Consider the following 13476-nt stretch of genomic DNA (forward strand, 5'->3'; position numbering starts at 1 on the left):
CGCAGTAAACCAGGGCGTTGTGTTTGACACAGCGCCTTTTTTTATGCCGGCCACAACCTGATCTGTCGCAAAGCGACAGCAGATAATCAGCAAAGTGCTTGGCTCAGCGGCCATTGGCGGCTAGATTAACTAAAAGCCTTTTGAGACAGCAGTATGACAACGCCTGGCAAAGCCGATAACGGCAGCAAAAGTATGCAACTTACCCTAAAACGGGTAGGCATAGACACCTACCGCGAGAACGTAGCCTACCTGCACCGCGATTGCGAAATATACCGGGCCGAGGGCTTTCAGGCGCTGGCCAAAATAGAAGTGCAGGCCAGAGGCAAGCGTATTCTGGCCAGCCTGAATGTGGTAGATGACACCAGCATTGTCGGCTGCCAGCAGTTAGGCCTGTCAGAAGAGGCCTTTGCCATTTTAGGTGTGCCGGATGGCGAGGCGGTAACGGTGTCACCGGCCGAGCCGGCGCGCTCTATTCCGGCGCTGCACCGTAAAATTGCCGGCGAACGCTTAAGCGCTGATGACTTTAACCGCATCGTGAAGGATATTGCCAGCCACCGCTACTCGAAAATTGAGCTTACCGCCTTTGTGGTGGCCTGTAATCAGGGCGAGCTCGACCGGGAAGAAGTGTTCTTTTTAAGCGACGCCATGAGTAAAGTGGGGCGCAAGCTCGACTGGCACGAACACCCGGTGGTAGACAAACATTGCATTGGCGGTATTCCCGGCAACCGCACCTCTATGCTGGTGGTGCCCATTGTCGCTGCGCACGGCATGTTATGCCCGAAAACCTCGTCGCGGGCCATTACTTCGCCAGCCGGTACGGCGGACACCATGGAGCTGCTGGCCACGGTTGATATGCCGTTTGAGCTACTGACCGAGATTGTGCACCGGCACCGCGGCTGTTTAGCCTGGGGCGGCAGCAGCGATTTATCGCCAGCGGATGATGTGCTGATCTCGGTAGAGCGGCCTTTGTCGATTGACTCACCGGGCCAGATGGTGGCCTCTATTTTATCAAAAAAAGTGGCGGCCGGCTCCAGCCACCTGTTGCTGGATATTCCAATCGGCCCCACTGCCAAAGTGCGCTCGATGCCGGAAGCCCAGCGGCTGCGTAAACTATTTGAATTTGTGGCCAAACGCATGGGCATTACCATCGATGTGGTGATCACCGACGGCCGCCAGCCGATAGGCAATGGCATAGGCCCGGCGCTGGAAGCACGCGATGTTATGCAGGTGCTGCAAAACCATGCCGACGCGCCAATGGACTTACGCCAGAAATCGTTGCGTCTGGCCGGGCGCATGCTGGAGTTTGCGCCCGATGTGCGCGGCGGTGATGGCTTTGGCATTGCCCGCGATATTCTTGATTCGGGCCGGGCGCTGACTAAAATGCAGGATATTATTGCCGCCCAGGGTAAAAAAGACTTCGACCCCAACCAGCCACCGTTATCGGCGCTGAGTTTTGAGGTGAAAGCACCGGTTGCCGGCACTGTGGTGGCCATCGACAATGTGCAGCTAGCCCGGATTGCCCGTTCGGCCGGCGCGCCACGGGCCAAAGGCTCGGGGGTCGACTTGCTGGCCAAGCTGGGCACGGTGGTAAGCCAGGGCCAGCTGTTGTACCGGGTATATGCGGCGTACCCCACCGAACTGGCCTTTGCCCGCCAGGCCTGCGAGCGCAGCATAGGTTATATTATTGGCCCGCCCGAGGCGTTGCAGCCGTTGTTTGTCGAGTATTAGTCTGTCGAATATTAAACCCTGAGGAATCACACCCTATGTCAGTATTACTGCTATGCAGTCAGGATGAACAAGCGGCAGCCCAGCGCCTGGCCGACGCCGCCGGCTTGCCGCTGGCGCTGTACCAGCAGCACCGTTTCCCGGATCAGGAGTTAAAACTCACCCTGCCGTTTGCCGATGCGGTGCCCGAGCAGCTGGTGCTATATCGCAGCCTGGATAACCCCAATGATAAGCTGGTTGAACTGTTGCTGCTGGCCCGCCATGCCCGCTCGGTTGGGGTGAAGCGGCTGTGGCTGGTGGCGCCTTATCTGGCCTATATGCGCCAGGATATCGCCTTTAACGCCGGCGAAATTGTCAGCCAGCAGATCATTGGCCAGTTTTTAGCCGGGCTGTTTGATGGGGTGATTACGGTAGACCCGCACCTGCATCGCATTGCGCAGTTAAGCCAGGCCATACCGACAGGTGCGGCCATAGCGCTAAGCGGCGCACCGCGTTTGGCCGAGCTGATTGGCCGTGAGCGTAGCAGGCCACTGTTAATCGGGCCAGATGCGGAATCGGCGCAATGGGTGGCACTGGCCGCGGCGCAAATTGGTTGTGATTACGGCGTGTGCAGCAAACAGCGTTTGGGTGATACCCAGGTGCACATTCAGCTGCCAGCTATCGGCGTTAAAGGCCGCCAGGTGGTATTAATGGACGATGTTGCCAGCTCCGGCCACACCCTGGCCGGCGCCGGCCAGTTGTTGCTGGCCGCCGGCGCCGCCTCGGTGGATGTGGCGGTAACCCATGCGCTGTTTGCCGGTGATGCCTTAACGGTAATTAAAGCCGCGGGGGTTAACGAAGTATGGAGCACCGACTGCATTGCTCATCCCAGCAATGCCATCAGCATGGCACCCTTGCTGGCGCAGGCGCTTACGCCGTTGCTGGTGTGATAGCAAAGCATAAAGCCGGTACGTTTTGGTTTAAACAGTAAAGATAAAGGAGCCGGCAGGCTCCTTTATCTTGGTTAACGGCGGGCAGGCGGTTAGAAAATAAAATCCAGGGCAACACTGAATAGCGTTGCATCATTATGATAACTAAAGTCATACCAGGGGCTTCTATCGCCTTTGTCCTTGAATTTATTGAGTTCAAACTTTAACGCTGCGCCGGGCATCACGTTATAGCGCAAACCCAGCGTCATAATTTGATGCTCTTCCGCCTCGCCGGTACCAAAACCGTCAAAATCCCTGGTGATCTTTAATTTAGCCTGGGAAATACCGACATAAGGTTGCCAGGTATCATGGTTATAAACAGCACTGATATAAAAAGTGGGGAAGCGTGAGCCATAACCATCGTCGTAGGTCACATAGTTATAGTCAAACAACACAGTGGCATAGGTAAAGTACATCGAGCCGCCCAGGCCATAAAAAGACAAATCAAAATCGGTTAGCGACCATTGTCCTGAGCGAATAGGGGTACCATCCGGGTTGGTTCTGCGTTCGATAACGGTATCGGCGATGCCATCGCCATTAGTGTCAATTTCATCAAAAAACATAATGTCAGAAGTGGTGGTATAGCGGGTAGAGAAATAAGATGCCCGGATATCCAGCCAGTCATTGGCGGCCGCCAAATTCACCCCCATAATATCACTCCAGGTGACATCTGCGGTGCCCGAGATATAAACGCCTTCCGGCGGGAAGTAATAACCACCTCTGTTGCGCCAGAAATCATGCGATTTAATTTTAGTCTGGGTTTCTTTACCGAAAAAGGCGCTGAAATCAAAATCCCAGTTGCCAAGTTCAAAGTTATACAAATAGGTTAAACCATTAAACTGGGTAATTTCCCACCAATATAAATTGGCCGGCGGCCGGATCCAGGGGTAGGCAAAACCCACTTCCATATACTCAGAAAAATAGTACATCGGCAGCATTCTGCGGCCTGCCATTATTTTGCTGGCGTCATTCAGCTTGTAGGTAAGGTAAAACCAATCAATATCGGGCGACCACTCATCAGCTGCTTTTGCCACCAGCTGAATGGTGGCATCCAGCCGTTCATTGATTGACGCCACCAGCTGCAACGCAACCTTGGACTCTTTGTCCCACGCCCAGTCTTCGTCGTAATAGGCGTAGTCGTAAAAGTCGACCTGGAATTCAACCTCACCAGCAGGATCTTTCTGACCGCTGAGCACTTTGCCACCAACAATTGAACCGTATCCGCTTACTTTAAACTCGGCTGCCAGCAATGTGGTAGGCAGACAAAATAGTAAAATAATAATGAAAAATTTCATAAAGCCCCCAAGTAGAGAACAAAGTGTCATTTAATCGTATGCAGCACTTTTACGCTGGTCGTGACTTTTGAGCTATCGATATAGCCAATGCTAAACTCATTATTCGCTACGTAATTAACAACTTCGTCGTCACTGGCAAACTCTTTTGGCGGCGTGCCTTTGCCGGTGAACACTAACTTTGACCAGTGGGCTTTAATCTGCGATGACGTGCGCCCCAGCGCCTTTTCATCAAACACACTTCTGAGCGGATTAGCATCCGCCAGGTTAACCGGCTCCAGTACCGAGGAGCGGCCGGTATAAACCCGGCTAATATCGTCAATGGTTACCATCTCATTCATTGACGGATGCACCACAATAACCAGATCTGCCCGTGCCGTTTGCAGCAATGTACAACCGGCAAGCAACATAATTAACTTAAATAACTTCATAACACCCCCAGCAAAGATGCAAGATAGTAAGTGAGGTTACAAACTCTAATTAAGCGTAGCCGCATATTTAAAATGAGCAATAAAATTAAGAAGTTCCCGATAAGCGCGCCGAGGCGCGCCGGCTGCTCAGCCGCTAAGTCAAACTATGCACTACGGCCGTGGTATGGCTTAGGTTATCGTGCAGCGGGCAACGCTGGCATACTTCGTCTAAAAACTGCTGCTTTTGCTGCTCGCTTAAATCGGCGTCAATCACGGCGCTGATGCGTATTTCGGTAAAGCCCACTCTGTCGTCGCTGACTTTACCCAGTAAGCCGGCCGGGTTGTAATCACCTTCTACCTTAACCTGCATACCGCGCAGGGTAATTTTTTGCTGAAACGCGGCAATGCGGCCAATAGTGCCAATACAGCCGCCAATAGCAAAAAGCAGCATTTGCAGTGGGGTCGGGCCGGTGCCGCTGCCTTTGGCGGCCACGGGCTGGTCAATCATCACTGTATGGCCATCAATTTCGCCACTAATAGCAAAGCCGCCGGCCATGCTGGCATTTACGGTTATTGTTTTAATATCACTCATTGTTACACCCTCTAATTAGGTTCTGCTAATGTACTGGGTGATAATAGTACATCACTGCTGCGCATTAGCTGAGCTGGATCAAGCTTTGCTATGATAGCCAGGCACAAAGCCAGTGCCAGCGCCCCAAGCTACTTATCAATGCGCTAGCGTAGTACACTGCACTGGTTTTAGTACACTGGTTTAATACACGAGTTATCCGGGCAGGAGTGGTACATGTTAGTTAACCCTTACAGCTATATGGCACAACATCGGCTAACGCTGCAATGCGGCCCGGCCTTGCCGGCGGCGCAATCTTTATTGCAACTGGCGGGGCAGCCAGATTTGCAGGCGCAGCTGGCGCCTGCACCTACTGCGCAGCAGTTATTGGCGGCGATTGAGCAGGCCTATCAGGCCGGTTATGAGCAGCAGGCCTCTACCGAATTTGAGCTGCAGGGGCTGGCCATCGCCGGGGTGGGAGACCCTTTATTGCATACTGCGTTGTTAGCGCAGTTGCTGCCGGCCTTTAAAGCGCAGCGCCACGGTGTGCCGGTTACCCTGGTCAGTTATGGTTTAGTCGCACCGGCAGGGGCACCGGCGCTTTGCCAGCAGCTAACTGAACTGGGGGTAGAAAAGCTGGAGTTGTATTTGCCGGCCACTAACCCGCCGGCCTATCAGCAGGCGGTACACCCAACACAGCATGGTTTTAGCGAGCTGTGTCAGTTTATTCATACTGCCAGTGATGCCGGCTTACATGTTAGCTGCTTTGCCTTTGCGCCCTGCCGCCAGGCGGCAGAATTACGCGCACTGGCGCGGGAACTCGGCGCCCGGGCTTTTATGGTTATAGAGTAGGGGGGTGAGGTAAGTTGCATATTCCGGCCCTTATTGTGCTAAGTAACAGGGTATCGGCAGCGGGCTGAATAGGTTTAACTTGGTAAACATGGGTATGGGCTGAACCGATTTACCCACACCGACACGCCGTAAACCCATCCATGGGGGCTCGTTTATAAACTTCATCCATGAAGTTTACCCGTTGGGCCAGCCAGGCTGTTTAAAAGCGTTCCTGACGCTTTTATCCGCCCGTCCAGGGCTTCAACGGTCGGTTTAGAGTAAACCGATTCTGCCAGGCGGGAATCTTTGTTTACTCAAAATGCATACTGTTTAACTTTATCTATCAGGCTAACCGGGTCGGCTTTGCGGCTTAATCCGGGTTTCAAATAAATGCATCAGCGCTTCACTAATGGTCATCTCTTCGTTTTCACTCAGGTAGCGCTCTACCTGTTTATGCACAAAAATCACCGCCTGTTTATGCTTTTTAGCAAAGTCGCTGCACTGCTGTTTCAGCTGCTGGCTAAATTCTTTAGCGGCCACTGCTTTATGCACGGCCTGAATGGCCTGCTCAAAGTTATTGTCGTTATCGGCAAAGGCTTCTTTTAAGGCGTTTTTCGGTATACGGTAGGCTTTACTGGCAAAATCCAGCGCCTCACGAAAGTGGGTAAACTGCTCGCCAAATACATCAAAGCAACTGGGGGCCTGTTCTGCCAGATTATGCTGCACCCCGGCCGCTTCAAAAGCAAAGCCCGGGTAACTCAGCCGCTCGGTAGTTTCCGCCCCCAGCTTTAAACCGGCCTCAATACTGTGGCGCAGGCTAAAATCCAGCCCGGCCAGCTCGTCCTCAGTCCACATGTCATAAATGGTCAGCGCTTTGGCGTATTTTTTGGCTAACTTGTCATTGGCAAACTTGCGCCGCTCCTCCAACGTACCGGCCTTGCAGGCCTTCAGGTGTTCATGACATTCCAAGCAGCTGGGTACCTGTAAAAACTCACTGGGCTCGCGGGTGGCAACATAAAACTCAAAGTATTGCTTTGGCGGGGCATAGTCATGCGCGGCCGAAATGCAGCCGCAGTAAAAGCAGGTGTTAAAGTCATTGCTGTAGGTGGGAACGAGTAGGTGATAGTGGGTGTCGGCTGTCATCGGGCCTTCTAAAGTCTGAGAGGGGAGCGTAATTGGGTAGTATACCTGTCTTGCTTAAAGTTGCATCAAACTAGAATCGATTAAAGCGCGCCTGATTAGCCTGTGCCAATTGCTTTATTTTTTGTTCCGCCTCTGCTGCGGTAGGCCGCTCACCGGCTGCCCTTTTTGCATCCAACCAATCCCGTACTTCGCTACTAACGTTGCGACTATCTTCCAGACAGTAACCAGGGTCACTTACCCAAACTTCCATAGCCATGGCTTTTGGCGCTGTCATAGGACCACAATAGCTATAACCATATTTTTCCAGATAACCATCCAGAAAAAAGCCGCCGTAAATAATTCGGGTTGCTATCATCGCGACCAAAAGAAAACCAATTATTTTAAAACCTAAATTAAGTCGCTCTGCAGTCAGCTTATTTAAGTCTTTCAAAATATGAGAAACTGCAACTAGCAATAGACCCGGAATACCAAATACCAGAGCCATTACATTATGACTACCCATAATATATAAAGGCCTATCCTCAATATTAACCAACTGCCGGATAATAAGAAATAATTCAAAGCTTCCATAAATGCTAACAGTAAGAATAAAAAGCAGAATCAAGCCAGTGGAAACTAGGCCGGAAAACGTTAAGGGTTTAGCAGTCCGAGAATTAATTGTCATGGAACGGCCTTATGTCCGGAATGGCAAACAACCTTTTAAGGAAGCCCTGCCGGTCGCGTTGATAATCAACCTTAAGCTGTTTTAGACTGGCTACATCGGCGTTTAGTTGTGCTTCGAATTCTACTAATAACGCCGCTAATTTTTCTGAAAGCTCAAAATGGCTATCGAAAAGGTAGACAATCAAGCCGAGAGCCACACCAACCAAAACTACTGCCAGTATAGGTCCAATCGCCATCATGGAAGCCCCCCCAACCACTGAAGCAACTAGGGACCATGAGCCAACAGCCACTGCACAACTGTATATCGCGTCAGCCGCCACACCGCCGACAAAGTGATGCCAGGTACGTTGATCATTCATTAACTGATCCAGGCCATGAAACGCTACCGAGACAACAATAGTTACGGCAAATCCAATTTTAATCGCTTTTAGTGCACCAAGTTTGCCTATACCCATAGAAACAATTTTTGGATTGGCCGCCAAATACCGGGTGCCGGTAAGGTGTTGTCTCAGGCCTGCATAACCTTCGAAAACAATATGTTGCTGCCCCTGGAATTGCTGCACCTGAAACTTCGCAAAAACATTACCGCCACGCTGCAGGTCCCGGGCAATAATGGCCATAGCCGCGGCATCTAACCCCGCTGAGGTAAAACCAGAGATAAATTTTATTTTAGTATCATTCACTTGCCATGCGTTTTTCGAGGCATCTGTTAGGTTAAGCAAAGCTATCAGCCACTGCCGGGATTGCAACTCGGTCATGCCGCTTTGCTGTTTAATATTAAGCGCTAACTCGACAAATTCAGCAGAATTCATCACCAGCAAGGTGGTGTTATGCTGCTCCAGCACGTGGGCAATTTCGTTTTGTCGCTGAATTCTTTTTATTTTTTCGGCTTGATGGCTGGCATAGCGGTGGCTATTAGGAACTCGCATGTTGTGTCTTCCTTGATTAACAATAGTGCCAATTATAACAAGGAAGATATGAGGCACAAGAATAAAGAAACAATTAATTTACCAGATAATTAACAACCAGCCTTGCTATTAACCAAAAATACCAATGCCTCATCCAGCGAGCGGGGGGCCCATTGTTGCCTTAGCCATGGTGGTCAGGTCAGCCAATGGTATTTAGTGGTATTTAGGGACGCGCCCTTTTTCCATGGTATTTAGTGGTATTTAGGGACGCGCCCTTTTTCCTGTGACTATCCAAGACTTTGGCTTGGTTACCAATGTAATCAGTAAAAGCAAAAAATTCAGTAATTTGAAACGCATTATTGCTCCATGTCTGTGACACCAGTGAATGAGTAACGCACTGCTAACATAAAAAATACAGTTGGTTAGACTTAGCGACGGAGGAGTACAAGCCAACGGTATTTTTCCTTGTTAAACAGATCGTTGGTTATATTAGCGCTTTAATGTATTAGTGTTTGTTACACGTTGTACCGGAGCTAGCTCTGGAATGTACTTGATTACATATTCTTTCATTGTCATACATTCGATGACTTCTCCTGTTGATGACACACCAATTACATTGGAGTTAGTATCTAATACAACGCCACCAGAGTCTTTTTCTGTGGATTTTTTAAACGATATAAACTCCTTTACGTACTGATGAAAAACTTCAAATTTAATGCCTGTTTGAAGGGCTGACTCAATACTATTATTCTCAACAAAAGAGAAGTACGTTTGAGATTTAAGAGCTAGTGTGACCTTGATTCCCTGTCTGACTGGGCTCCCGTAAATAATATGATGATGCCCATCTCGATCTTTCAACTGATTATATGCGGCATTAAAATCATGAAATTTCTTTTTTTCAGAGACAATTGAATCTTTGTCTTTTTTAAACTCGATTAAAATCCATTGATTTTTATTTCCAAGAATTGTGTCTCCTTGAGACTCATCCTTACCATCCAGAGGCATTACAAGGTTAGTCTCAGAGACATGTTTTTTAACAAATAGATATTCTACTGTTTTTTCCCACCACTTAATCGTCAAAGATATTCTCCTGTATAGCTAACGCCTTTGCTCACCGGAAAATTGCGAGCGCCAGCGAGTTGTTTTTCCGGTGCAGCAAATTGTTAAATGCCAACCTGCACCATACCAATGTACTTTTGTTGTTTTTGTATCCTGCCAATCCATGCCAGGACTGATGGGTACTCATTCAAATCAAAGCCACCTTCATGAGCCACATGAGTATACCCATATAGGCTGATATCCGCTGTGGACAGGCAGTAGCCGGTTAAGTAGGGAGAAGTTGAAAGCTGCTTCTCCATAACTGCCAGTGCCTTATGTCCCCCAGACTGCTTGGCTTCGTATTCTGCCATCCTTTCTTGAGGTAAACCAAGATACTTGGCGATGAAGCGCGCAACCGCTATATATGGTTCGTGACTGTACTGCTCAAAAAACTGCCACTGCTGCACCTTCGCAATCTGGAAGTTGTCTGACGAAAGTAACTCACTCCCTGCTTCGCATGTTCCCTAGGTAAAAATCTGCCATAGGTTCAATGGTTTGCAAGGTAAAAAGCTTTCGTCATTGCCGTCCCCATTCCTTTCCACCCATTTCTACCAACCGAGACGCGGCTCGCCTAAAGGAAAAGGCGAGATCATTGGCGGCCGATAATTGTGCCAGTGACACGCCACTTCGACCCGTCGCCGACCACTCAAATTCTTCACCCTCTTTGGTGCGAATCATGGTCGTCGCAAAGGAACTCGAGTTTCCCCCCTTCTCACTGACAAACAACTCTTCATTTCCATCACTGCTTTCAACTTGCGCTTTAAACTCGACAAATAACTCATCGAGCGGGACTTTTGCCGCCAGCACCAAGCGGGTGCGAGATTCATAACACACGTCAATGAGGGTCACGAATCGTCGCGCTTCGTCGAGGTGATTGGCGTCTAATTGCGGCACCCGGTCCATGATGAGGACCTGAAATCGGTCGCAGAGGGAAATATAATCAGCCGCGCCGAGTGGTTGGTAGCATAACTCGGAAAAGTCAAACCAGGCGCACCGGTCATTCAATCGGGCGACCTGGACGGTGCGACCGAAGGGTACGTGAATGGCCTCGGCCTCAGTTCTGGATGCAGTGCCACCAAATATTTCTTTCAACTGCGCCTGCATGTTGTTATCACTATTATTATCGCCGTGAACATCCTTGTTTGACCAAAAATAGGATTGACCATCAGCTCGAGTTTCGAGTCGATAATCCATGGCGGAATCCTCCATGGAGATAATGTCGAACGTGTGTTTTAACATGTCTATGAATGGCAAAAAGAGGGATCGGTTAATGCCTCCCTCATACAAGGCATCGGGGGAGCGATTCGAGGTGGCCACCACCACGACATTCCAATCCAATAATAATAAAAAAAGTCGTTTCAAAATCATGGCATCGGCAACGTCTGTTACTTGAAATTCATCGAAACAGAGGAGTTGGGCTTCCTGTGCCAATTGCTGCGCAATGATGGGTATCGCATCATCTCGTGGGTGCTTCTGTTTGTAGACAAAGATTCGATGATGGACGTCTAGCATGAATTCATGAAAGTGGACGCGGCGTTTGGTAATTTTTACGTGTTTGAGGCTGTGGCTGTCATTATTACAGCAAGAATCATCATCAGGAACATTAACCGACGCGTAAAAGAGATCCATTAGAAAGCTCTTGCCGACCCCGACCGGTCCATGAATGTACATGCCTCGCGGTGGTGGACCAAAAGACCACAAATGGAATTTCTTTCGAAGAAAGGACTGAGCGGATGCCAAGGATCGCGTCAGTAACAGTAACAGCGGACTGCTGCTTGTAGAGCTGCTCTCTGACGGTCTGTCGGTGCGCATGGGTACTGGTGGGAGCGAGGTAAGAGACTCGTGCAGGGCATCGAGTTTTGCCGCCAGAGCGACTTGCGCGTCATCTCGTCGCACCTCCTCCGCATCCACCTTGCGTTTATACGCCGCTGTCACGGGGCCTGTCGGGAGGGACCGCCGAGCAACGCGATGTTGTGCTGCCATATTCTTCATCACCGTCTTCATCATCAACATGATGAGTTTATCAACATGGTAAGGAAAGTACGATCAAGTCCGCTTCTTCCCGCTTTTTCGATTGTCTCAGGTCTTGGGACTTATGCGCAATTTACCTCGTCGGTTTCCCCAAGATCTTCGAGGAGTTGCGAAAGCGTATAAGAGACCCTTTCCTCCTCTCGGGTTTCCGCATCTAGTAAATCACAGAGAAGCCCAGTCAGAGCTTCCTCTTGCCAGGGTCGTTTACGTGTGAGTCGGCAAACCACCACATCATCTAATGCATCGAAATGCCTTAGGAGCAGTCGGTTCGTGCGAGGTGATAACACTAGATCTATTCCTCTATCTGTTTAACGCTTATTGGGCCGGTCGCCCTGTACTTAAACACGGGTTAACCTGCATTTGTAAATTTAATGTACCGAACACTACACCGCTTTTGTAAAACTTACAATAACTTATAGGTACAGCTAATATTTGAGTACGCTACAAATGCGGGTGAACCCGCCCAACAAGCGATGGCGGCGTCTAGATGAAAACCGGATATAACAACAGTGTTCATAATCTTGCAAAGGCTAGGAATGTCTGTTTTGGCACTAAACACAATAAGTTGAGATAATGGGAAAATAACTTCTTGGCGGCTGAAGTTTAGCCTGGCACACTGGGGTAATTAAAAAAGCTCGTTAAATTAGGCGATTGGGGATGGCACTGGAATTTTATCTGTCTAAATTTCGTGAATTAAATACCATGCGCCTGCAAGGGCATAACAAACCACATAAAGTTTGCATGCTGCTGGCGGTGATGGATTTGATTGAGCTGGGAGTAATTAGCCAGAACCGGATTGAGTTTAACCAGACCTTAAAGCAAAGCTTTACTGAGCATTTTCAGCGTTTACGAGCCGGCAAGGATCAAGATACCCCAGAAAACCCGTTTTACCATTTAAGTTCTGAAGGTTTCTGGCATCTGCAGCCGCAGCCAAGTGTGGAACTTACTACCATTAAAGGCTATAGCAAAACTAAGGTTGCCTATGCTTATTTAGACGATGAGCTATTCACCTTAATGCAAAGCAGCTTAGTCCGCTCAGACCTGCGCTTAGCGCTTACTCAAAATTTAACGCGCTTGCCTGAACTGTATAGACGATGGGTACTTGAATTCGGTAATTCTGAAAGCACTGCACAAAAATATTTGGGTGCAGTGCGGGGGGTATTAAGTGACTTGGCAATAAAGCACCGATTTTCCATAGGCGAGCTCACAAAAATTGGTTCATTTCATGAGTATCAACTAGCTACAACACCTCTTTACGAATTGCAGGAGTTTAAGGACAAAGACTCACGTGGCAACAGTATGTACAGCCGTGCTTTAAAGTCTTACGGTGAGTTTTTAGCTGACTTGGGACAAGTCGATGTAACAAACGATGTTGACGACATTCTGCAAAGTGATGAGCTAAGTGCAACTGAAAAATCGGTTCTGGTAAGCGCCAGAGTAGGCCAGGGCCAGTTCAGACAGAGTTTGCTTGAGCAATGGCAAGGCTGTGCCGTTACCGGCTATGGCATGCCGGCGATGTTGGTTGCGTCGCATATCAAACCCTGGCGTTCAGCCACTAACACTGAGCGGCTGGACCCCGATAATGGCTTGTTGTTACTGGCTAATCTGGATAAAGCTTTTGACCGGGGCTTTATTTCATTTGCAGATAGCGGCGAGATAATGATTGCAGAGGCGTTAGAGCGGCCAGAGGTGTTGGGCATACGGCATGGCATGCGCTTAGAGGTTCGCCCACAAAACCTGAAGTATTTGCACTATCATCGCGAGCTGTACCAACAGCGTTTCGTGCTCTGATCAAGCACAGGCATTGCCTGATTTAGGAATTATTGCTACAACACTACC

At 49.3% G+C, this 13476-nt stretch carries 13 protein-coding genes; 4 read left to right on the plus strand and 9 right to left on the minus strand.

Going from position 1 to position 13476, the window contains the following annotated elements:
- The first annotated feature begins 153 nt into the window (after window positions 1-153).
- Together WG68_RS12645 and WG68_RS12650 are read left to right on the plus strand one after the other, a co-directional pair.
- A complete protein-coding gene (locus WG68_RS12645) occupies window positions 154-1728 on the plus strand; it encodes a thymidine phosphorylase family protein (RefSeq protein WP_046558064.1) in 1575 nt (524 codons plus the stop codon).
- Between the two features lie 35 nt (window positions 1729-1763).
- Entirely contained in the window at window positions 1764-2654 is an 891-nt protein-coding gene (locus WG68_RS12650; RefSeq protein ID WP_046558065.1) for a ribose-phosphate diphosphokinase, read from the plus strand.
- Window positions 2655-2746: 92 nt separating this feature from the next.
- On the opposite strand, the gene WG68_RS12655 is transcribed toward WG68_RS12650, so the two are convergent.
- The 3 genes from WG68_RS12655 to WG68_RS12665 all read right to left on the minus strand — a co-directional run bounded on the left by WG68_RS12655 (window position 2747) and on the right by WG68_RS12665 (window position 4987).
- Window positions 2747-3988, minus strand: a complete 1242-nt coding sequence (locus tag WG68_RS12655) for a hypothetical protein (RefSeq protein WP_046558066.1) — start codon at window positions 3986-3988, stop codon at window positions 2747-2749.
- 26 nt (window positions 3989-4014) lie between these two features.
- Window positions 4015-4416: a type 2 periplasmic-binding domain-containing protein gene (locus WG68_RS12660; protein WP_046558067.1), complete on the minus strand. Its 402-nt coding sequence runs from the start codon at window positions 4414-4416 to the stop codon at window positions 4015-4017.
- Window positions 4417-4549: 133 nt separating this feature from the next.
- On the minus strand, window positions 4550-4987 hold the full coding sequence (locus WG68_RS12665) for an OsmC family protein (protein WP_046558068.1): 438 nt from the start codon (window positions 4985-4987) through the stop codon (window positions 4550-4552).
- A gap of 213 nt (window positions 4988-5200) precedes the next feature.
- Here WG68_RS12665 and WG68_RS12670 point away from each other — a divergent pair, with 213 nt between their 5' ends.
- Window positions 5201-5815, plus strand: coding sequence for a hypothetical protein (locus WG68_RS12670; RefSeq protein ID WP_046558069.1), 615 nt, complete (start codon window positions 5201-5203; stop codon window positions 5813-5815).
- Window positions 5816-6142: 327 nt separating this feature from the next.
- Here WG68_RS12670 and WG68_RS12675 read toward each other — a convergent pair whose 3' ends face one another.
- From WG68_RS12675 to zapE, 6 genes are all read right to left on the minus strand, one after another.
- Window positions 6143-6937, minus strand: coding sequence for a hypothetical protein (locus WG68_RS12675; protein ID WP_046558070.1), 795 nt, complete (start codon window positions 6935-6937; stop codon window positions 6143-6145).
- Window positions 6938-7007: 70 nt separating this feature from the next.
- Entirely contained in the window at window positions 7008-7601 is a 594-nt protein-coding gene (locus WG68_RS12680; RefSeq protein ID WP_046558071.1) for a hypothetical protein, read from the minus strand.
- Window positions 7591-8529: a hypothetical protein gene (locus tag WG68_RS19155; RefSeq protein WP_052749083.1), complete on the minus strand. Its 939-nt coding sequence runs from the start codon at window positions 8527-8529 to the stop codon at window positions 7591-7593. Before WG68_RS19155 ends, WG68_RS12680 begins: the two co-directional genes overlap by 11 nt.
- 468 nt (window positions 8530-8997) lie before the next feature.
- Window positions 8998-9588 (minus strand): hypothetical protein, encoded by a 591-nt coding sequence (locus WG68_RS12690; RefSeq protein ID WP_046558072.1) that lies wholly within the window; start codon window positions 9586-9588, stop codon window positions 8998-9000.
- Between the two features lie 83 nt (window positions 9589-9671).
- A complete protein-coding gene (locus WG68_RS12695) occupies window positions 9672-10013 on the minus strand; it encodes a glutathione S-transferase C-terminal domain-containing protein (RefSeq protein WP_200897594.1) in 342 nt (113 codons plus the stop codon).
- A 109-nt stretch (window positions 10014-10122) separates the two neighbouring features.
- Complete coding sequence (gene zapE, locus WG68_RS12700) at window positions 10123-11589, minus strand: cell division protein ZapE (protein ID WP_200897595.1); 1467 nt, start codon at window positions 11587-11589, stop codon at window positions 10123-10125.
- Window positions 11590-12294: 705 nt separating this feature from the next.
- On the opposite strand from zapE, the gene WG68_RS12705 reads away from it, so the two are divergent.
- Window positions 12295-13428: an HNH endonuclease gene (locus WG68_RS12705; protein WP_046558074.1), complete on the plus strand. Its 1134-nt coding sequence runs from the start codon at window positions 12295-12297 to the stop codon at window positions 13426-13428.
- Window positions 13429-13476 lie beyond the last annotated feature (48 nt).

The sequence above is a fragment of the Arsukibacterium ikkense genome, from assembly GCF_000987775.1.
GTDB lineage: Bacteria > Pseudomonadota > Gammaproteobacteria > Enterobacterales > Alteromonadaceae > Alishewanella > Alishewanella ikkense.

Excerpts from the sequence above, each read along its gene's own strand:
- WG68_RS12645 (WP_046558064.1), top strand. The coding sequence starts at position 154 with ATGACAACGCCTGGCAAAGCCGATAACGGCAGCAAAAGTATGCAACTT.
- WG68_RS12650 (WP_046558065.1), top strand. The coding sequence starts at position 1,764 with ATGTCAGTATTACTGCTATGCAGTCAGGATGAACAAGCGGCAGCCCAG.
- WG68_RS12655 (WP_046558066.1), bottom strand. The coding sequence starts at position 3,988 with ATGAAATTTTTCATTATTATTTTACTATTTTGTCTGCCTACCACATTG.
- WG68_RS12660 (WP_046558067.1), bottom strand. The coding sequence starts at position 4,416 with ATGAAGTTATTTAAGTTAATTATGTTGCTTGCCGGTTGTACATTGCTG.
- WG68_RS12665 (WP_046558068.1), bottom strand. The coding sequence starts at position 4,987 with ATGAGTGATATTAAAACAATAACCGTAAATGCCAGCATGGCCGGCGGC.
- WG68_RS12670 (WP_046558069.1), top strand. The coding sequence starts at position 5,201 with ATGTTAGTTAACCCTTACAGCTATATGGCACAACATCGGCTAACGCTG.
- WG68_RS12675 (WP_046558070.1), bottom strand. The coding sequence starts at position 6,937 with ATGACAGCCGACACCCACTATCACCTACTCGTTCCCACCTACAGCAAT.
- WG68_RS12680 (WP_046558071.1), bottom strand. The coding sequence starts at position 7,601 with ATGACAATTAATTCTCGGACTGCTAAACCCTTAACGTTTTCCGGCCTA.
- WG68_RS19155 (WP_052749083.1), bottom strand. The coding sequence starts at position 8,529 with ATGCGAGTTCCTAATAGCCACCGCTATGCCAGCCATCAAGCCGAAAAA.
- zapE (WP_200897595.1), bottom strand. The coding sequence starts at position 11,589 with ATGGCAGCACAACATCGCGTTGCTCGGCGGTCCCTCCCGACAGGCCCC.
- WG68_RS12705 (WP_046558074.1), top strand. The coding sequence starts at position 12,295 with ATGGCACTGGAATTTTATCTGTCTAAATTTCGTGAATTAAATACCATG.